A 19,027-nucleotide genomic window follows, 5' to 3' on the forward strand; every position below is an offset into this window, starting at 1 on the left:
CCATGGTCAAAGCCGTACGCTTTTACGAAATTGGCGGCCCCGAGGTCCTGAAGTTCGAGAACGTCGAAGTCGGCGAACCCGGCCCGGGCCAGGCCCGCGTGCGCCACAGCTACATCGCGCTCAACTTCATCGACATCTACTTTCGCACCGGCCGCTATCCGCTGGCCCTGCCGGAGGGCGTCGGCTCGGGTCTGGGCTCCGACGCCGTGGGCGTGGTCGAGGCCGTGGGCCCCGGCGTGGACTACCTCAAGCCCGGCGACCGCGTGGGCTATCTGATCGGCCCCCAGGGCGCGTATTCGCAAGCCCGCGTGATGCCGGCCGAGGTGTTGATCCCCCTGCCCGACGGCATCAGCGACCGCACGGCCGCCACCCTGATGATGAAGGGCATGACGGCGCAGTACCTGTTCCGCCAGGTCTATCCGCTCAAGGGCGGCGAAACCATCCTCTACCATGCAGCAGCCGGCGGCGTGGGCCTGATCGCCTGCCAGTGGGCGCGCGCTCTGGGCGTGACCATGATCGGCACCGTGAGTACCGACGAGAAGGCCGAGATCGCCAAGGCCAACGGCTGCGCCCACACCATCGTGACCTCGCGCGAGAACATCGTCGAGCGCGTCAAGGAAATCACGGACGGCAAGGGCGTGCCCGTGGTCTACGACTCGGTGGGCAAGGACACGCTGATGGACTCGCTCAACTGCCTGCAGCCGCGCGGCCACTTCGTGAGCAACGGCACATCCTCGGGCTCGGTGGTGGTGGATTCGCAGCTGCTGGCGCAAAAGGGCTCGATCTGGATGACGCGGCCCGCGATGGTTCACTACATCTTCCCGCGCGCCCACATGCTGGACATGGCCAAGGAGCTGTTCGACCACGTGCTGGCCGGCGACATCGTCAGCGAGCCCCAGCAGACCTTTGCGCTGGCCGACGCCGCCGAGGCGCACCGCGCGCTCGAATCGCGCAAGACCACCGGCTCCACCGTGCTCGTGCCCTGACCCCGGAGAGCCGCGATGAATGGCGTGCAGGTCGGCGACGTGGCGACCATTGATGCCGACGGCTTCATGCACGTCACCGACCGCAGCAAGGACGTGATCGAGTCCGGCGGCGAATGGATAGGTTCCATCGACCTCGAAAACATCGCCATGGCCCACCCCACCGTGGCCATGGCGGCCTGCACAGGCGTGCATCACCTGAAGTGGGACGAGCGGCCGCTGCTGGTGGTCACGAAAAGCCCCGCCATGCGCTGTCGCGCAAGGAACTGCTGGCTTTCTACGAAGGCCGAGTGGCCAAGTGGTGGACTCCGGACGACGTGGTGTTCGTCGACCAGATCCCGCTGGGCGGCACCGGCAAGATGCAGAAGAATCTGCTGCGCGACGCCTACTGCAACCATTTGCTGACACCCACGTAAACGCCGACGCCAGAGCAGCGCCGCACAAGCATCGGAGACAACTACCATGGCAATGGATTTGCAAATGGCCGACTCTGGCCGCCCCAACCCCGACGACTACCTGTTCGGGCGAGGGCCGGCCTGGTTCGCGCTGCTCATGACTCTGGGACTGATGATGGTCGACTACATCGACCGTCAGGTCATCGTCTCGCTGTTCCCGCACCTCAAGCAGGCCTGGGGGCTGTCGGACAAGCAGCTCGGCTCGCTGGTCTCGGTGGTCTCGATCACCGTGGCCGTGGGCGCCATGCCCATTGCGTTGTGGGCCGACCGGCGCAGCCGCGTCAAAAGCATCTTCGTGATGGCCACGGTGTGGAGCCTGGCCTGCATCTCCTGCATGTTCACGCGCAACTACGGCCAGCTGCTGGCCGCGCGCGCCGTGGTGGGCCTGGGCGAGGCCGGCTACGGCTCGGTGGGCTCGGCGCTGATCGCCAGCCACTTCCCGGCCCGCATGCGCAGCACGCTGATGGCGGTCTTCTTCTCCGTGGGGTCGCTGGGCTCGGTGCTGGGCGTCATGCTCGGCGGCATCATCGCCAGCCACTGGGGCTGGCAGGCCGCCTTCGGCGTGGTCGGCGTGCCGGGGCTGATCCTGTCGCTGTTCTACATATTCGTGCGCGACTACCGCACGGTCGAGCTCACGCCGCGGCTGGATCAGGCCACGCAGAGTACCGGTAACGTGACTCGCGCCATCGTGGCGGCGCTGACGCGCTCGCCCACCCTGCTGTGGGTGTGCCTGGGCGGCTCGGCCCAGGTCATCGTGCTGTCCACAGTCTGGGCCTGGCTGCCCAGCTACCTGAACCGCGTCCAGGGCCTGGCGCCGGCGCAGGCCGCAATCAATGCCGCCCTGGTCGTGCTGTGCGGCGCCATCGGCGCCGTGCTCACGGGCGCGCTGGTGGACCGGGCCGGCCGCTGGCGCCAACGCTACAAGCTCTATGCCCTGACCCTGCTGTGCCTGGTGTCCATGGCCCTGCTGATGCCGGCGTTCTCCGGGCTCGGCAAGGCGCTTTCGCACCACCAGCAGCTGGCCTGGATCGCCGCGGGCGGCCTGTTTATGACCTGCTCGACCGGCCCCGTGGTGGCCATCGTGATCGACGTCATCCACCCCGGCATCCGCGCCACCGGCGGCGCGGTGCTGGCGTTCTTCCTCAATCTGTTCGGCCTGGCGGCCGGCCCGTTCATTGCCGGCATGCTGTCGGACGCCTGGTCCCTACCCCAGGCCATGGCGGCCATGCCCGCGTTCTCGGTGCTGGCCGCGCTGTGCTTCCTGGTCGCCGCGCGCCGCTATGAAGCCGACGTGCAGCGCATCCGCGCCCAGGTCGAGACCGAGGAAGCCGCCGCAGCCGCGGACACCGCCAGCGCCTGAAATATCTCCCCTCCAAAAGCAAATCCCATGAGCCACATCATCGCCCGCGGCCGCGAACTGTTTCCAGGCGTGATCGCCTGTGCCGTAGCGGCCGCCGCCGCTACCTTCCTGTCGCAGTACTACGGCGCGCCCGTGATGCTGTTCGCGCTGATGCTGGGCATGGCGATGAACTTCCTCTCCGGCGAGGAGCCATGCAAGTTCGGCATCGATTTCACCTCACGCCAGCTGCTGCGCTGGGGCGTGGCGCTGCTGGGCCTGCGCATCACGCTCGATCAGGTGGTGGCGCTGGGCTGGCAGCCGGTGCTGGTGGTCGGCGTGTCGCTGGTGCTGACCATCGGCCTGTCGATGGTCGTGGCCAAGCTGATGGGCTTCAACATCCTGTTCGGCCTGCTCAGCGGCGGCGCCACGGCCATCTGCGGCGCCTCGGCCGCGCTGGCACTGTCGGCCGCACTGCCGCCGCACCCGCTCAAGGAGCGCGCCACGCTGTTCACCGTGGTGGGCGTGTCGGCGCTGTCCACCTTCACCATGATCTTCTATCCCATGCTGGCGCGCGCCCTGGGGCTGGACACGCAGACCGCCGGCACCTTCCTGGGCGCCACCATCCACGACGTGGCCCAGGTGGTGGGCGCGGGCTACAGCATGTCGCAGGAAATCGGGGACACAGCTACGCTGGTCAAGCTGATGCGCGTGGCCTGCCTGGTGCCGGTCATCTTGTTCGCCGTGACCTTCACGCGCGCGACGGGCCGCGTCGGCGACGGCCCCCGCCCGCCGCTGCTGCCCTGGTTCGCCGTCGGCTTCGCGGTGCTGGTGGCGATCAACAGCACGGGCTGGCTGCCCAAGCCGATCAGCCAGGCAGGCAGCAGCCTGTCGACCTGGTTTCTGGTCGCCTCCATGGCCGGCATCGGCATGAAGACCCAGCTGCGCGAGCTGGTCACGGTGGGACTCAAGCCCGTCGTGCTGATGGTGGGAGAGACGGCCTTTCTCGCCTGTCTGGCCCTGGGCCTGCTGCGCTGGTCCGCGTGACGGTGAAGGCGATCCGCCATGGGCATGCCGTCAAGCAACAGCAGCCTGATCCGCAGCGGCAGCCTGAGCGGCTACGCCGACCTGGTGCGCTCGCTGGGCCACGACCCGGCGGTGCTGCTGCGTGCGGCGGGGCTGTCGGCGCGCCTGCTCGACAACCCTGAAACCCGCATTTCCATCCACAACGTGCGCGAGCTGCTGGAGGCCAGCGCGCGCGCCACGGACGTGGAGGACTTCGCGCTGCGGCTGGCGGCGCGGCGCAGTTTTTCCAACCTGGGGCCGATCAGCCTCGTGCTCAAGGACGAGGCGACGCCGCGTCAGGCACTGGACACGCTGTGCCGCTACCTGAAACTCATCAACTCCGGAATGCTCGTGCGCATCGAGGACGCGGGCGCCAACGTGCTCGTCCGCCAGGAGCTGATGCCGATCGCGGGCCTCGCGACCCGCCAGTCGATGGAGCTGGCCGTCGGCACGATGCTGTGCATCCTGCGCGAGCTGATTGGCCCGCAGTGGCGGCCGCTGCAGGTGAGCTTCGTGCACAGCGCCCCGCAGAGCATGGCCGCGCACCGCGCCTTTTTCGGCGTCGTCCCTCTGTTCGACCAGACGTTCAACGGCCTGGTCTGCCCGCTGGCCGACCTGCAATTGCTGCGCATGTCCGGCAGCACGGGCGTTGCACGCTTTGCGCGCAACTACCTCGACGCGGCCCTGGGACGCCACGCCGAGGGCATGTCCGCCGCCTGCACGGAATTGATCCTGGCCCTGCTGCCCGGCGGCCGCTGCACGGCCCAGCAGGTGGCGCGCCACCTGGGCATCGACCGGCGCACGCTGCACCGGCACCTGAGCGCCGAGGGGCAGAGTTTTTCGGAGCTGCTCGACGGCATCCGCACCGAGCTGGCGTTGCGTCACTTGCAAGAAAGCCGCCAGCCCCTGGGCGAGGTGGCGGGGCTGCTGGGTTTTTCCACCTCCAGCAGCTTCAGCCATTGGTTCCGCGCCCGCTTCGGCACCAGCGTTTCAGACTGGCGCAGGCAGCGGGCTTGAGATCGGTGCCCAACGACGCGCGCGGCTTTTCCCGCCTTGCGGGCATCACGAAAAGTCGTGCGCACGTTCCGACAGCACCCGGCGCATGGCGGCCCAGAGCACGTCGGCCGGCTGGGCGCCGGACAGCGCATAGGTGCGGTTGAACACGAAGAAGGGCACGCCCTGCGAGGCTGCGCCGTCCATCGCCGGATCGGCCTGCGCCACGGGGCCGGCCGAATCGACGCCGTGCGCGGCGGCAATGGCCACCAGCACGTGCGCGTCGCCCAGGTCCTCGCCCTGCGTGAAGTAGCCCGCGAACAGACGCGTGAGCAAGGCGTCCAATGCTGCGGCGTCCAGCTGCGCCCGGCCCGCCGCCAGCAGGCGGTGCGCGGCGGCGGTGTTGGGAAAGACCTTGAGCCGCGCATAGTCGATGGGCGCGCCCGCGCGGCGGGCCGCCTCCACCACCTGGGTGCGGCGCGCCAGCACGGCCTTGCCGCTGCCCAGGCGCTGTTCATAGAACGCATCGAAGGGCCAGCCCTGCGGCGGCGTCTGCGGGATCAGCTGCACCGAATGCCAGGCGGTCTGCACCTGCACGCCGGGGTCGGAGGCGCGCAGGCGCTCCAGCGCCTGGTCCAGGTGGTGCTTGCCGATCCAGCACCAGGGGCAGATGAGGTCGAACCACACATCGACCGTGAGCGTGTTCATTGCCGGGTTCCTGTCAAAACGCCACGGCCTTGCGGCCCTTGAGCTGCAGCATGGCGCGCGCCTCGTCGGGCGTGGCCACTTCGAGGTTGAGCGTCTTCAGCATGGAGACCGCGCGCCGAACCTGCTGCGCGTTGCCGGTGGCCAGCTGGCCCGGCCCATCCCACAGCGAATCCTCCAGCCCCACGCGCACGTTGCCGCCCATGGCGGCGGCCATGGACGCGATCGGCATCTGGCTGCGCCCCGCGCCCAGCACCGACCAGTAGTAGTCTTGGCCGAACAGGCGCTCTGCCGTGCGGCGCATGTGCATCACGTCGTCGGGATGCGTGCCGATGCCGCCCAGCAGGCCGAACACGGTCTGGATGAAGAACGGCGGCTTGAGGATGCCCCGGTCGATGAAGTGCGCCGCCGTGTAGAGATGGCTGGTGTCGTAGCACTCGATCTCGAAGCGGGCGCCATGGTCGGCGCACGATTCGAGGATGTAGCGGATCTCCTTGAAGGTGTTGCGAAACACCCGGTCTTCCGAACCTTCGAGGTAGGGCCGCTCCCAGTCGTGCTGGAACTCCTGGTAGCGCGTGAGCATGGGGTATAGACCGAAGTTCATCGACCCCATGTTGAGCGAGGCCACTCGGGCTTGAGCTGCAGCGCGGGCTGCAGGCGCTCTTCCACCAGCATGTTCGGCGCGCCGCCCGTGGTGAGGTTGATCACCACGTCGGACTGCGCGGCGATCGTGGGCAGGAAGGCGCGAAACAGCGCCGGATCCTGCGAGGGCTGGCCGTTGCCCGGTTTGCGTGCGTGTAGGTGGACTATGGCCGCGCCCGCCTAGGCGGCGGCGACGGCTTCACTGGCGATCTGCTCAGCCGTGATCGGCAGATACGGCGACATGGTCGGCGTATGGATCGCGCCCGTGACCGCGCAGGTCACAATGACTTTGCTTTGAAGGGCAGCCATGGCGGCGGCGCCTTACTGCGTCTTGCGCAGAAAACCCTGGTTGCCGCCGTTGCGGTTGGGCGCGAAGCCGTTGGCGGCCAGGCTTTCCTCCACCGTGTCGTAGAACACGCCGATCTTGCAGATCTCGCGCGCCTCTTTTGCAGTGGCGATGGGGCGGCCGAATTCCTCGGAGATGCGCACCAGCTGCTCGATCTGCGACACGCTGCTGGCCTTGCCCGTGCGCCTCTGGTTCCAGATCACGTCCTCGGTGCCGCAGCGCACATGCAGGCCGGCGGCAATGCCCCACATGTTGACGGGCAGCACGTTGCGCACGTTGCTCTCCAGCGTGAGCACGGCGCCGTCGGGCACGGCGCGCACGAAATTGGCCAGGCTGTACAGGTTGGGCGTGTCCATGCCGCCGGCGATCGCCACCCAGTTCATCACCAGCGGGCCCATGTAGAAGCCGCGGCGCATCAGGCGCTCGACCGACTCGAAGCTGTTGAGGTTGTAGCACTGGAAGGCGCTCTGGATGCCGGCCTTGGTCAGGCGGCGCACGTGCTCCTCCACCCACAGCGGGTTGGCGGGCACGGTCATGTCCTTGTAGGTGTTGAACAGGGCCATGTTCCCGCGCGAGGTGCCGACGAAGTCGGCGTCCTCGGCCTGGTCGGTCACGTTCATCTGCGAGGTGTTCACCGTCACCGTCACCTGGTCGGGCACGGGGTCGAGCTCGGCGAGCATGTGGCGCGTGTCGTCGCTCAGCCACTTGGCGGCGGCGCCTTCGGACTCGGGTGCGAAGCTGATAGAGCCACCGACCTGGATGATCATCTCGGGCACGGCCTTGCGCACGCCGGCTATCAGCTCATTGAACTTAGACAGGCGCTTGCTGCCCTTGCCGTCGAGCTCGCGCACGTGCAGGTGCAGCACGGTGGCGCCGGCGTTGTAGCAGTCCACAGCTTTCTGGATCTGCTCTTCCAGGGTGACGGGGATGTCTTCGGGGAAGTCGGAGGGAACCCAGCCCGGCGCGTAGGGCGCCGCGGTGATGATCAGGGGCTGCTGGTTTTCGGGGAACAGGTGGCCGTCGAGGAAGTTCATGGTGAATGCTCCTGGAGAAAATTTGGATGAAACAAGCCCCTAGCGCTTATCCATCAAGCGCTAGCAGCTGTTGTTTTGATAACTACGAGGTCAGTACGGAACGTCGCCCACGATGCCCGCGCGCTCCATCTTGCGTGGCGCGGGGTAGTAGTCGTTGCAGGCGTAGTGCTGCGTGCTGCGGTTGTCCCACACGGCGATGTCGCCGGGCTTCCACGACCAGCGCACCTGGTATTCGGGGATGCCCGCGCGGCTGACGAGGTAGTTGAGCAGCAGCGCCGCGCCGGGCACCTTGTCGAGGCCGTGGCGCACGTTCTCGGGCGTGCTGTAGTTGACGAAGTGGGTGCTGAAGGCGCCCACGTACAGGATTTTCTCGCCCGTCTCGGGGTGGGTGCGCACCACGGGGTGCTCTGCCGGCGGATGGTCGCGGCCTAGCTTGGCACGGTCTTCGGGCGCCATCGTCGCGCCGAAGGTGTGCTCGATGCCGGCCTTGGCGCGCAGCTTGTCGACGACGCGCTTGATGTCCTCGGGCAGCTCCTCGTACGCCTTGACCATGTTGACCCAGATGGTGTCGCCGCCGATCTCAGGGCATTCGACGCAGCGCAGCACCGCGCCCATGGACGGGTTGGGCCGCCACAGGCCGTCGCAGTGGTAGGTGTTCTCGTTGCTGTGCGGGTTGTCGCTGCGGTAGATGCGCACCAGGCCGGGGTTCTCGGGGTCACTGCCGGCCACCGGATGGGTTTCAAGCTCGCCGAAGCAGCGGGCGAACGCCACGTGCTCGGCACGGGTGATGTCCTGGTTGCGGAAGAACAGCACGCGGTGCTTGAGCAGCAAGTCCTTGACCTGCGCGAACTGCGCGGGATCGCGCGAGACCTCGCCCAGGTGGACCTCGCTGATCTCGGCGCCGATGGCTGGGGTGATCTGTCTGATCTTCATGGTGTGCTCCTCAATTCAGGCTGATGCCGTATTGCTTGACGATGCCCGCGTTGCGCTCGGACATGGCCTTGATTTCACGCTGCAGTGCGGGCGTGTCGGTGATGACCTCGGGCTCCAGGCCCAGGTCGGACAGCTTCTTCTGCACCACTGGTGCATGCCCCGCCTTGTCCACGGCGGCATGGATGCTGGCGAGCACGTCGGCGGGCAGCTTGGCCGAGCCGATCATGCCCATCCAGCCGCGGAACTGGAGGTCGGGGTAGCCCAGCTCCGTCGTGGTGGGCACGTCGGGCAGGTGGCGCGAGCGCTGCGGCCCCGAGAACGCATAGGGCCGCAGCTTGCCCGCCTGGATGAGGGGCACGGAGGTGAGCATGCCGTCGAACATCACGTCCACCTGCCCGCCCAGCAAGTCCTGCAGCGCCGGCGCAGAGCCCGCGTAGCCGATGTGCTGCATGTCCAGGTCCGCCTTGTCGCTGAGCACCAGCCCCGCATAGTGCGAGACCGTGCCCGGGCTGTAGCTGGCGAAGCTGATCTTGCCCTTGCGCTCCTTGAGGTGCGCCAGCAGGCTCTTGAAATCCTGCGCCGGGTATTTCGTCGACGTGACCAGCACCACGCCCGAGCGGGCGAAGGTGGCGACGGGAATCACGTCCTTGAGCGGATCGAACAAGGGCTTGATGACGTGGGGAATCTCGGCCAGCACGTTGCTCGCGCCCATCAGCAGCGTCTGCCCGTCCGCCGGAGCGGCGAGCAGGGCGTTCATGCCGATCATCCCGCCCGCGCCGGGCTTGTTCTCCACCACCACGGGCTGGCCGATGTCGGCGGACAGCTGCTGCCCGACCACGCGGGCCACGATGTCCATGCTGCCGCCCGGCGGCGCGGGAACGATGAGCTTGACGGGCTTGCCCCCGGGCCATTGCGCCCAGGCTGCGCCCGTGGCGCACGCCAGCATGCAGCCGGTCAGCAATGCGAGGGAGGTGCGTTTCATGTGGTGCATAGGGTTCCTTGTGTGCATGGATGGCAAGTATGCGAAGCCGGCGCGCCGCGCATTTGTCTTTATGGGACAAGGATTTGCTTTGTTGGGACAAATCCATTGAAACCCTGAGTCGCCTTGCACGGGAGCCGGATGAAATGCACGCGCCGCCATCCGGCGCCCACCAACGATCAACGCAACGACCCAGGAGAACTCCCCCCATGAAACACCCCATCCTGCATTCCATCGGCCTGTGCGCCCTAGCCGCCGCCGGCAGCGCCGGCGCGCAATCGTCAGTGACGCTGTTCGGCGTCATGGACGCCAGCCTCAGCCGCTACGTCGTGCGCAGCGAATCGTGGGACGGCGGCCCCGCGCGCTCCGTCACCCAGAGCCAGACGGCGCTGTCGCCCTCGGGCAACCTTGCCAGTCGCATCGGCATCCGCGCCACGGAAGACCTGGGCGGCGGCCTCTCGGCCGGCATGTGGCTGGAGGCGCCGGTGACCAACGACACCGGCGGCGCATCGCTGAACTTCGGGCGCCGCTCCACGGTCAGCCTGACGGGCGGCTTCGGCGAGGTGCGCCTGGGGCGCGACCACACGCCCTCGTTCCTGAGCGACTGGGCCTTCGACCCCTTCACCTCCAACGGCGTGGGCCTGAGCCTGATCTCCGTCATTAGCAGCAACCTGGCCATCTCCCGCGCGCTGGCCACCCAGCCCACGGGCGGCCTCACCGAGCGGCTGCTCGGCGGCGGCCTGTCGGCGGGCACCGACAACTACCTGCGCGCGAGCAACACCATCGGCTACCACCTGCCCAGGGGCCTGGGCGGCGTGTACGGGCAGGCCATGTACGCCTTCCCCGAGAACACCACCAAGCGCGGACGCTACGTGGGCGCGCGCGTGGGCTGGGCCGGCGGCCCGACCGACGTGGCCGTGGGCTACGGCATCAGCACGCTGGGCAACGCCAGCGCCCCGACCGGCGCGGAAAAGATCAAATCCTTTAACCTCGGCGGCTCCTACAACTTCGGCGTCGCCAAGGTCATGGCCGAATGGTCGGACGTGCGCAACGTGCGCACCGACGCGCCGACGTTGACGGGCATCACCGACCGCTACCGCGGCCTGCTGGCCGGCGTCACCATTCCGGTGGGCGAGCACATGGTGCGCGCCTCCTGGGCGCGCGTGCAATTCAAGAACGGCCTGAACGCGGGCGACTCCGCCACCAGCAAGCTGGCGCTGGGCTATGTGCACAACCTCTCCAAGCGCACGGCCCTGTACACCACCGTCTCGCGTATCAGCGTGAGCAACGGCCAGAACAACCCCGCCGTCATGGCCGCGACGCCCCGCGTCGTGAGCAGCTCGGTCATCCAGCCCCAGCCCAACTACATTACCGACGGCGGCATGCGGCCCGACGGCGCCATCGGCTTCGACCTGGGCCTGCGCATGACGTTCTGACGCGCCATGCCCCTGGAACTACGCACCCTGATCGGCCCAGACGGCTCCCTGCAACTGTCGCAGGCCGAAGTCCCGCAGCCCCGGCCTGCAGCCGCCGACGAGGTGGTCGTGCGGGTGGAGGCCGCGCCCATCAATCCGTCGGACCTGGCCCTGCTGCTCGGCGGCGCCGACCTGGGCCAGGCGCAGGCGGCGCGCGTCCAGGATCGGCCCGCCGTCGTGGCGCCCGTGCCGCCCGAGCGCCTGGCCGGTCTGGCCGCGCGCATCGGCCAACCGCTGTCCGCCGGCAACGAAGGCGCGGGCACCGTGGTGGCCGCGGGCAGCGCCCCTGAGGCCCAGGCGCTGCTGGGCCGCCGGGTGGCCGTGCTGGCCCTGCCGGGCCAGGGCATATATGCCCAATACCGCGCCGTTGCCGCCAGCCAGTGCCTGGCGCTGCCGCCCGGCGCCAGCGCGGCCCAGGGCGCGGCCGCCTTCGTCAACCCGCTGACCGCCCTGGGCATGGTGGAGACTGCGCGCCGCGAAGGCCACACCGCCCTGGCCCTGACGGCGGCGGCATCCAGCCTGGGCCAGATGTTGCTGCGCCTGTGCCAGGGCGACGGGCTGGAGCTGGTGTGCATCGTGCGCCGCCCCGAGCAGGCCGCGCTGCTGCGGGCGCAGGGCGCGCGGCACGTCGTGGACAGCAGTGCCCCGGACTTCGCCGCGCGGCTGGTCGACACCTTTGCCGCCACCGGCACCCGCCTGGCCTTCGACGCCACCGGCGGCGGCGCCATGCCGGGCCAGCTGATCCAGGCAATGGAGGCCGCGCTGCTGCGCCAACCGGGCCGGGGCTACGACCGCTACGGCAGCCAGATCCACAAACAGGTCTACATCTACGGCTACCTGGAACGCGGCCCCACCGCCCTGCCCCCGGGCCTGGGGATGGCCTGGGGCGTGAACGGCTGGCTGGTGTTCTCGTTCTGGCGCGCCCTGCCGCCCGAGCGCCGCGCCGCCCTGCAAGCGCGCATTGCCGCCGAGCTGACGACCACCTTCGCCACCCGCTACGAACGCGAATGGACGCTGGACGAACTGCTCACGCCCGAGGCGCTGCGCGCCTGCGCGCAGATGGCGACGGGCCGCAAGTGCCTGCTGCGGCTGGCGCCGGACGGAAGCTGACCCGATCGCTGTCGGCGGCTACGGAGAGCACAAGACCTGCGCCTGGCGCTGGCCTTGTGTCTTTTTGCCCGGCGTGCGTGGCACGGCGGCTTTCGCTGAACAGGCCCCTCATTCCATTTCTATATCGATCGAGTACGCGAAGGTGAAGCGCAGACAATGCTGTAGCACGACAAGCGAAACCGACAAAGTAATCGGTTGATATGGAAATGGAATAAAGCCTGCGGCAGCGGCCGCAGCTGCTACGCCGCCCAGTGCACCCGGTTGCGCCCGGCCTTCTTGGCCTGGTAGAGCGCGGCGTCGGCGCGGGCGAAAAAGCTGCCGTCCACCTCCGAGGTCTGCGCCAGCGTGCTGGCGCCGCCCAGGCTGAGCGTGACGCTGAGCGCCACGGGCGAGGCCGGGTGCGCCAGCGCCAGCTGCTGCACCCGGCCTCGCAGCTGCTCGGCCAGCTCCTGCGCCTGCGGCACGTCGGTGCCCGGCAGCAGCAGCACGAACTCCTCGCCGCCATAGCGCGCGGCCAGGTCGCCGGGGCGGCGCGCGCCCTGGCGCAGCACGGCGGCGACCTCCTGCAGCACGCGGTCGCCGGCGGCGTGGCCCAGCGCGTCGTTGTAGGGTTTGAACCAGTCGACGTCGGCGACGATCAGCGACAGCGGCTGGCCCGCGCGCTGGCAGCGGCGCCACTCCTGCTCCAGCGCCTGGTCGAAGCGGCGCCGGTTGGGAATGCCGGTCAGGCCGTCGAGCGCCGCCAGTTGCTCCAGCAGGCGGCGCTGGTGCACGATCTGCAGGTGGTTGCGCACGCGCACCCGCACGATCGATGGGTGAAACGGCTTGGTGATGTAGTCGACCGCGCCCAGCTCCAGGCCCAGCTCCTCGTCGGCGGCCGAGTCCAGCGCCGTGATGAACACCACCGGAATCTGGCGCGTGCGGTCTTCGCGCTTGAGCGTGCGGACCACCGCCATGCCGTCCATGTCGGGCATCAGCACGTCCAGCAGGATCAGGTCGGGCTGGTGCTGCTGCGCCAGCTCGATCGCCTGCGCGCCGTTCTTGGCCTGGATGACGCGGTATTGCCCGGCAAACAGCTCGGTGAGCAGCAGGCGGTTGTGCTTCTCGTCGTCGACGATCAGCACGGTGTGCACCGCTCCCTGGTCAGTCATCGTCATGCGGACTCCTTCTTGCTGGCGTCCGGACGGCCGCCGGGAGCATTGTCACCCACCGCCTGGCCTTGGCCCAACGCCTGTGCCAGACGGGGCAGATGCCCCAGCGCCTGCGCATACTCCACGTCCTCGACCAGCGCGCGCACCGCGTCCAGCGCCTGACGCGCCGCGCCCTGGCAGGCCGGCTGCAGCGCGTCGAGCAGTTGCAGCGCACCGGCGTCATCGGCCTCCAGCAGCGCGCGCAGGCGCTGCAACAGCGCCTGCACGGGCACAGGCACGGCCTGGGTCGGGGCCGCATCCACATGGGCAAACGGCTGCAGCAGGGTGCACACCCGCTGCAGCTCCAGCGCCAGGGCGGCGCACGCCGGCGCTGGCGCTGCGCCGCCCTGGGCGTAGGCGTCTTCAAGCGTGCGCGCCAGCTGCGCCAGCGCACCGGCGCCGATGGTCGCCGCGCCGCCCTTGAGCGAATGCGCCAGGCGCCGCGCCAGCGGCCAGTCGTGCGCGGCGTCGGCGTGCGCGATCTGCTGCGCGCGGCCTGCGTTCTCGCGGGCAAATTCGCCCAGGATGCGCCGGTAAAGCGCCACGCGGCCCAGGCAATGCGCCAGGCCGGCGGCGGTGTCTATGCCTTCCAGCGGCGCCAGCGCCGCACCGCCTTCGCCCGTGGACTGCGCCGCGGCCACGGCCATGGGCCGCGGCGGTTGCGCGCGCGGTGCGATCCAGCGCAGCAGCGCGGCAAACAAGGCCTCGGGGTCGATGGGCTTGGTCAGGTGGTCGTTCATGCCCGCCTGCAGGCTGCGCTCGCGGTCGGCGGGCTGGGCGTGGGCGGTCATCGCGATGACGGGCAGGTCGCGCAGCCGCGGCGCCTTGCGCATCGCGCGCGCCACGGTCCAGCCGTCCAGGTCGGGCATCTGGATGTCCATCAGCACCAGGTCGTAGTGCTGGCTGCGCAGCTTGCGCAGCGCCTCGCGCCCGTCGACGGCGGTGTCGGCCTGCACGCCCGCCTCCTGCAGAAACGCCAGCGCCACGGTGCGGTTGAGCTCCACGTCGTCGACCAGCAGCACGCGCGCGCCGGCAATCGCGCTGAAGTCGTGGTCGCAGGCCTGGGGCTGGCTGGCGGCCGCGGCGTCGCTGCCGGGCCATCCGTGGTTGAGCGCATGGGCCAGCGCATCGCGCAGCGGCGCGCGCAGCAGCGGCTTGACCAGCACCTGCGCGTGCACGCCCTCGGCGCTGGCGGTCTGGGTGAGCAGCTCCACCACGGCCAGGCCCTGTGCGCGCGCCGCGGCCAGCAGGTCGGCGCTGCCGTCCAGGCGCGCATCCAGCAACAGTGCGTCCAGCGGCTGACCCGCACCGTCTTTGAGCTGCTGCAGCGCACCAGCGCAGTCGCCGTGCGCCAGCGCCTGCGCGCCCAGCTGCGCCAGCAGCTCACCAGTGACGCGGCGCGCGCCGGCGTTGGCGTCGACCAGCAGCACGCGCCGCCCCTGCAGCACCGGCTGCGCCGGCGCGGTGCGCACGGGCTGGGTGGGCAGCGTGAAGCGAAAGCGGCTGCCCTGGCCGGGCGTGCTGCGCACGTCGATGCGCCCGCCCATCAGCTCGACCAGCTGGCGGCAAATCGCCAGGCCCAGGCCGCTGCCGCCAAAGCGGCGCGTGATGGAGCCGTCGACCTGGGTGAACGGCGAGAACAGCTCGGCGAGCTTGTCCGCGTCAATGCCCATGCCGGTGTCGTGCACCGCAAAGGCCAGCACGGTCTGCTGCGGCGTGCGCTTGAGCGTGGTGACGCGCACCGTGATCTCGCCGCGCTCGGTGAACTTGATGGCGTTGTTGGCCAGGTTGACCAGCACCTGGGTCAGGCGCAGCGGATCGCCCATCAGGCGCTCGGGTACGCCCTCGGCCACGTCGAACAGCAACTCCAGGCCGCGCTCGTGCGCGCGCAGCGCCACCTGGTTGCTGACGTTGCGCAGCACCTGCTCCAGGTCGAAGGCGATGTGCTCGATCGCCAGCTTGCCCGCCTCGATGCGCGAGTAGTCCAGGATGTCGTTGACCAGGCCCAGCAGCATGTCGGTGGCCGACAGCACGCGCTCCTGGCATTCGCGCTGCTGAGGGTTGAGCGGCGTCTTGAGCAGCAGCTTGCCCAGGCCGACGATGGCGTTCATCGGCGTGCGGATTTCATGGCTCATGCGCGCCAGGAAGTCGGACTTGGCGCGGTTGGCCTGCTGCGCGCGCTCGGTGGCCTGCAGCAGCGCCGTGGTGCGCTGGGCGACCAGGCGCTCCAGCCCCTGGCGGTACTGCGCCAGCTCGCCGTCGCGCCGCTGCAGGCGGTCGATCATCGCGTTGAGGCTGCGCCCCAGCTGCGCCAGCTCGTCGTCGCCGGTCAGCACGATGCGGTCGCGCGTCTGCGGCCTCTTGGCCACGCGCTTCATCAGCCCGTTCAGGCCTTGCAGCGGCACGGCCATGCGCCGCGCCACCCGCGCCGACACCCACAGAAACACCAGCAGCACGGCCAGCAGGCCCACGCCGATCTGCGCCGCGGCGTGCCACAGCGCCTGCTGCATAGGCGCAAGCGATGCCAGCAGCTCGATGTGCGCCCTCTCCTGGCTGCCGGCCACGCCGGCCCAAACCTGCAGATGGTTGCCGACGAAGCGCGCGCCCTGCGCGCCGCCGGGCGGCGGCGCGGCGATCGCCGCGTCCTGCGGCTGGCGCGCGTACTGCGCCAGCACCTTGTGCCCGCCGTCGGTGAGCAGGCGCGCACGCACCACCGCGGGGTTTTTCTCCATGGCCTGCAGCAGACGCTGGGCCTCGTGGGCGTCGCCGAAGTCGAACGCCGCCTGGCTGTTGGTCGCCATCAGCAGCGCCTGCACCTGCAGCGACACCTGCATCTCGCTTCTGACGGTGCGCCACTGCTGCACCAGCATCACCGCGAACACCAGCACGAAGGCCAGCACCCAGGTCAGCGCGAACATGCGCGCCAGCCGCCCGCGGATGGTGCGTGCCTGCAGCCGGGGCAGTCCGCGCTTCATGGCTCCACCACCGTGGCCAGGCGCAGCAGCTGCGCGTTGAAGCCCACGCCCTGCGCGCGCGCCGCCTGCGGGTTGAGCACGATGCGCAGGCGCGCGTCGTCGCGTGCATCGCGCGCCAGCTCCACCATGCCGCCGGCGCGCGCAAAACCGGCCAGATCCGAGACCGTGACCACCGCCGCGCCCGCCAGGGCTTGCAGGGTCTGCGCCAGCTCGGCCTGCTGGCTGCGCGCGATGAAGACGAAGTTGCAACCATTGGCCGGCGCACCCGCGCGCAGCGGCCGCACCAGGATCTGGCGCCCGTCGATGGGCTGGCGCGCCAGGTCTTGCAGCGTGGCGCCAAAGGGGTTGTCGCCCAGCACGCACAGCGTGGCCGGCGCATCGTCGGCCAGGCCCGGCACGTAGACGAAGCGCGGCAGCTTGAGCAGCAGCGCCGCCTTGAGCGCGTATTCCGGCGCCGCCGCCTGCGCATGCGCCAGCGCCGGGCTGCACGCCAGCACCAGCACCCAGCCCCAGGTGCGGGCGCGCTGCAGCAGCCGCAGGTGGAGCATCACAGCCGCCAATCCAGCGTCAGCATCCAGCTGCGCGGCTGCTGCGGCATGTCCCAGAAGGTACGGCTGCCCGCGCCGCCAGCGGCAAGCCAGCGCCTGTCGGTGACGTTGTAGACGTCCAGCCACAGCGTGGCCTTGCCGCCCAGCAGGTGGTGCCAGCCCAGGTGCAGGTCGAGCACACCGCCGCCGGGCGTGCGGCAGCGCTGCGGCGCCTGGGGCGTGCCCACGCACGCGGCCGGAATCTGCAGCGCGGCGTCGGGCGGCGCGACGCGGCCGTTGGTGGTTGCGCTGGCCAGGCGCAGGCGCGGCGTGATGCTGACGCTGCCGCGCCAGCGCAGCGTCGCGCCCAGCTTGAGCTTGTGGCGCGCGACGTAGGGAATCTCGCGCTGCACGCCGTCTTCGTCGACGCGCCCGTGGATCCAGCTGACGCTGCCCCACAGGTCGCCGCTCCAATCCGGGCTCAGGCGAAAGCGCCACTGCCCGGCCAGATCCAGCCCGCTCTGGCGCTGCTGGCCGGCGTTGACGCGGGTCTCCGGCGCGATCAGGTGGGCGCCGTCCGCGACGATGTCGCCCAGCTGCGCCTTGACGATCAAGTCCTTGATGCGGCTGTGGTAGAGGTTGGCCGTCAGGTTCAGCGCCTCGGTGGCGCGCCAGTCCCACACCAGGCTGAGCGTGCTCACTTTCTCGGGGTTGAGGCGCAGGTTGGGAACCCGGAAGTTGTGGCCCCAGTAGTTGCCGTCCTTGTCCTTGCTGCCGTCGAAGCGGCCGAATACGTTCAGGCTCTCGTCGGGCGAGGGTGCGCGAAACGCCTGGCCGTACAAGGCCTTGAGCACATGGCGCTCGCCGGGCTTGTACACCGCGCCCACGCGCGGGTTCAGCGCGCTGCCGTAGGCCGAATGGCGGTCCAGCCGCAGCCCGGCCATGCTCGACCACCGCGCGCTCCAGCGCGCCTGCCACTGGCCGTAGGCCGACAGGTTGTGAAAGTGCGCCTGCTGCGTCGGCAGAGGCAGGCCGGTGTTGGGAAACACCATGCCCTGGTCGCCGGGCGCGCGGCCGGTGTCGTAAGGGCTGGGCAGGCTGCTGGCCTCGATGTCCTGGATGGTCTGCCAGCCCAGGCCCAGTTGCAGTTGGTGCGCGTCGCTCAGGCGCCAGTGCAGGCTTTGCTCGATGCCGGTGCGCTCGCCCAGCACGTAGGAATAGCCGCGTGCAAAGCCGTTGAACACATTGTCGTAATACGCCCGCGGATCGACCTCCAGGCGCGAATGATCCAGGGTCAGCTCGCCGCGCAGCCCGCCACCCCAGTCCTGGTGCCAGTTGGCGTAGACGGTGTCGGACGTGGTGCGCCACTGCGCGCCGCTGTCGTAGCGCGCGGTGGCCGGCGGGTCGCCCGTGCTCGTCAGGCTGTGGAAACGGTAGCGGTACCAGCCCAGCGTCAGCCGGTCGGCCAGGTCGATGCGGCCAAACAGGCTGGCACTGCCCATCGCGCCGGTGTAGTCCTCGCGCGTGGCGGCGGGCAGCACCATGGCGCCCTCGTACACGCCGTCGACCTTGGGGAAATACGTCGGGTAGTAGTCCTGCAGCGGCGCGCGGTCGGCCTGCTGCCAGTGGCCGCCAAAGCTCAGGCCCAGGCCGCCTTCGGTCGTCGTTCCAGTCATGAACGAGCCGCGCCGCGCGCCAAAGCGCCCCGCGCCGGCGCTGGCCCAGCTGCCGGCCTGCTGGCCGCCGTGCTCGGTGATGATGTTGACCACGCCGGCCACCGCGTCGGCGCCGTAGAGCGCGGCCGCGGGGCCGTAGAGCACCTCGACCTGGCGCGCCATGTGCAGGTCCAGGTTGTCGGCCACGGGGAAGTTGCCGCCGCCGGGATGGCCGATGCGCACGCCGTCGAGCAGCACCAGCAGCTTGCCCGGGCCGACGTAGCCCTGCACCGCGAACTGGTTGTACTGCGACGATTTGGTGCCGCGCTGAAAATCCACGCCGGGCAGGTCTTCGAGCAGGTCGGCCAGGTTCTGGTAGCGGCGCTCGCGGATTTGCGCGCGGGTGAAGACCATGACGTGCGCCGGCGTCTGGTCGCGCGTCTCGCTCTGGCGCGAGGCGGTGATCATTGGCGTGGCGATCAGGTCCTGCAGCGACAGCTGCAGCAGTTGGCGCGCCTCCTGCGCATCGTGGCCAGCGCGCGCGGGCTGCGCGGCAAGCGCCACCAGCGCCAGCAGACCTGCCAGCCAGGGGATGCGGGGGCGGTTGCTCATTGCAGCTGCGCC

At 69.7% G+C, this 19,027-nt stretch carries 14 protein-coding genes and 2 pseudogenes; 7 read left to right on the forward strand and 9 right to left on the reverse strand.

The window, feature by feature from the left end:
* Positions 1–2: 2 nt before the first annotated feature.
* The 5 genes and pseudogenes from ABD767_RS10605 to ABD767_RS10625 all read left to right on the forward strand — a co-directional run bounded on the left by ABD767_RS10605 (position 3) and on the right by ABD767_RS10625 (position 4,856).
* A complete protein-coding gene (locus ABD767_RS10605) occupies positions 3–986 on the forward strand; it encodes a quinone oxidoreductase family protein (protein WP_344869630.1) in 984 nt (327 codons plus the stop codon).
* A gap of 33 nt (positions 987–1,019) precedes the next feature.
* Positions 1,020–1,399: pseudogene (locus tag ABD767_RS10610) on the forward strand (AMP-binding enzyme); the annotation flags it as partial.
* Between the two features lie 64 nt (positions 1,400–1,463).
* Positions 1,464–2,798, forward strand: a complete 1,335-nt coding sequence (locus tag ABD767_RS10615; RefSeq protein WP_344869631.1) for an MFS transporter — start codon at positions 1,464–1,466, stop codon at positions 2,796–2,798.
* 27 nt (positions 2,799–2,825) lie between these two features.
* Complete coding sequence (locus ABD767_RS10620) at positions 2,826–3,821, forward strand: YeiH family protein (RefSeq protein WP_344869632.1); 996 nt, start codon at positions 2,826–2,828, stop codon at positions 3,819–3,821.
* Positions 3,822–3,839: 18 nt separating this feature from the next.
* Entirely contained in the window at positions 3,840–4,856 is a 1,017-nt protein-coding gene (locus ABD767_RS10625; RefSeq protein WP_344869634.1) for an AraC family transcriptional regulator, read from the forward strand.
* A 45-nt stretch (positions 4,857–4,901) separates the two neighbouring features.
* On the opposite strand, the gene ABD767_RS10630 is transcribed toward ABD767_RS10625, so the two are convergent.
* The 5 genes and pseudogenes from ABD767_RS10630 to ABD767_RS10650 all read right to left on the reverse strand — a co-directional run bounded on the left by ABD767_RS10630 (position 4,902) and on the right by ABD767_RS10650 (position 9,474).
* Entirely contained in the window at positions 4,902–5,540 is a 639-nt protein-coding gene (locus tag ABD767_RS10630) for a DsbA family oxidoreductase (protein WP_344869635.1), read from the reverse strand.
* A gap of 13 nt (positions 5,541–5,553) precedes the next feature.
* A pseudogene (gene kce, locus ABD767_RS10635) lies at positions 5,554–6,488 on the reverse strand (3,5-dioxohexanoate:acetyl-CoA acetone transferase).
* A 12-nt stretch (positions 6,489–6,500) separates the two neighbouring features.
* The gene (locus tag ABD767_RS10640; RefSeq protein ID WP_344869636.1) at positions 6,501–7,559 is read right to left on the reverse strand and encodes a beta-keto acid cleavage family enzyme; all 1,059 of its coding nucleotides are present in this window, start codon (positions 7,557–7,559) and stop codon (positions 6,501–6,503) included.
* Positions 7,560–7,649: 90 nt separating this feature from the next.
* The gene (locus tag ABD767_RS10645; protein WP_344869637.1) at positions 7,650–8,492 is read right to left on the reverse strand and encodes a TauD/TfdA dioxygenase family protein; all 843 of its coding nucleotides are present in this window, start codon (positions 8,490–8,492) and stop codon (positions 7,650–7,652) included.
* 10 nt (positions 8,493–8,502) lie between these two features.
* A complete protein-coding gene (locus ABD767_RS10650; RefSeq protein WP_344869638.1) occupies positions 8,503–9,474 on the reverse strand; it encodes a Bug family tripartite tricarboxylate transporter substrate binding protein in 972 nt (323 codons plus the stop codon).
* 206 nt (positions 9,475–9,680) lie between these two features.
* Between ABD767_RS10650 and ABD767_RS10655 the strand changes: the two genes are divergently transcribed.
* The gene (locus ABD767_RS10655; RefSeq protein ID WP_344869639.1) at positions 9,681–10,907 is read left to right on the forward strand and encodes a porin; all 1,227 of its coding nucleotides are present in this window, start codon (positions 9,681–9,683) and stop codon (positions 10,905–10,907) included.
* Between the two features lie 6 nt (positions 10,908–10,913).
* Complete coding sequence (locus ABD767_RS10660) at positions 10,914–12,056, forward strand: alcohol dehydrogenase catalytic domain-containing protein (RefSeq protein WP_344869640.1); 1,143 nt, start codon at positions 10,914–10,916, stop codon at positions 12,054–12,056.
* 239 nt (positions 12,057–12,295) lie between these two features.
* Here ABD767_RS10660 and ABD767_RS10665 read toward each other — a convergent pair whose 3' ends face one another.
* Genes ABD767_RS10665 through ABD767_RS10680 form a run of 4 tightly spaced genes read right to left on the reverse strand, consistent with a single transcriptional unit; the run spans position 12,296 to position 19,015 of the window.
* Positions 12,296–13,213 (reverse strand): diguanylate cyclase, encoded by a 918-nt coding sequence (locus ABD767_RS10665; RefSeq protein ID WP_344869641.1) that lies wholly within the window; start codon positions 13,211–13,213, stop codon positions 12,296–12,298.
* The gene (locus ABD767_RS10670) at positions 13,210–16,221 is read right to left on the reverse strand and encodes a response regulator (RefSeq protein WP_344869642.1); all 3,012 of its coding nucleotides are present in this window, start codon (positions 16,219–16,221) and stop codon (positions 13,210–13,212) included. The genes ABD767_RS10665 and ABD767_RS10670 overlap by 4 nt, the downstream gene beginning before the upstream one ends.
* Positions 16,218–16,769, reverse strand: a complete 552-nt coding sequence (locus ABD767_RS10675) for a YfiR family protein (protein WP_344869643.1) — start codon at positions 16,767–16,769, stop codon at positions 16,218–16,220. Before ABD767_RS10675 ends, ABD767_RS10670 begins: the two co-directional genes overlap by 4 nt.
* The gene (locus ABD767_RS10680) at positions 16,769–19,015 is read right to left on the reverse strand and encodes a TonB-dependent receptor plug domain-containing protein (protein WP_344869644.1); all 2,247 of its coding nucleotides are present in this window, start codon (positions 19,013–19,015) and stop codon (positions 16,769–16,771) included. The genes ABD767_RS10675 and ABD767_RS10680 overlap by 1 nt, the downstream gene beginning before the upstream one ends.
* Between the last annotated feature and the right edge of the window lie 12 nt (positions 19,016–19,027).

The sequence above is a fragment of the Comamonas faecalis genome, from assembly GCF_039538025.1.
Taxonomy (GTDB): domain Bacteria; phylum Pseudomonadota; class Gammaproteobacteria; order Burkholderiales; family Burkholderiaceae_C; genus Comamonas_C; species Comamonas_C faecalis.

Coding starts and splice junctions, on each gene's coding strand:
- ABD767_RS10615 (WP_344869631.1), top strand. CDS start 1,464: ATGGCCGACTCTGGCCGCCCCAACCCCGACGACTACCTGTTCGGGCGA.
- ABD767_RS10645 (WP_344869637.1), bottom strand. CDS start 8,492: ATGAAGATCAGACAGATCACCCCAGCCATCGGCGCCGAGATCAGCGAG.
- ABD767_RS10630 (WP_344869635.1), bottom strand. CDS start 5,540: ATGAACACGCTCACGGTCGATGTGTGGTTCGACCTCATCTGCCCCTGG.
- ABD767_RS10625 (WP_344869634.1), top strand. CDS start 3,840: ATGGGCATGCCGTCAAGCAACAGCAGCCTGATCCGCAGCGGCAGCCTG.
- ABD767_RS10605 (WP_344869630.1), top strand. CDS start 3: ATGGTCAAAGCCGTACGCTTTTACGAAATTGGCGGCCCCGAGGTCCTG.
- ABD767_RS10670 (WP_344869642.1), bottom strand. CDS start 16,221: ATGAAGCGCGGACTGCCCCGGCTGCAGGCACGCACCATCCGCGGGCGG.
- ABD767_RS10675 (WP_344869643.1), bottom strand. CDS start 16,769: ATGCTCCACCTGCGGCTGCTGCAGCGCGCCCGCACCTGGGGCTGGGTG.
- ABD767_RS10640 (WP_344869636.1), bottom strand. CDS start 7,559: ATGAACTTCCTCGACGGCCACCTGTTCCCCGAAAACCAGCAGCCCCTG.
- ABD767_RS10655 (WP_344869639.1), top strand. CDS start 9,681: ATGAAACACCCCATCCTGCATTCCATCGGCCTGTGCGCCCTAGCCGCC.
- ABD767_RS10680 (WP_344869644.1), bottom strand. CDS start 19,015: ATGAGCAACCGCCCCCGCATCCCCTGGCTGGCAGGTCTGCTGGCGCTG.
- ABD767_RS10660 (WP_344869640.1), top strand. CDS start 10,914: ATGCCCCTGGAACTACGCACCCTGATCGGCCCAGACGGCTCCCTGCAA.
- ABD767_RS10665 (WP_344869641.1), bottom strand. CDS start 13,213: ATGACGATGACTGACCAGGGAGCGGTGCACACCGTGCTGATCGTCGAC.
- ABD767_RS10650 (WP_344869638.1), bottom strand. CDS start 9,474: ATGAAACGCACCTCCCTCGCATTGCTGACCGGCTGCATGCTGGCGTGC.
- ABD767_RS10620 (WP_344869632.1), top strand. CDS start 2,826: ATGAGCCACATCATCGCCCGCGGCCGCGAACTGTTTCCAGGCGTGATC.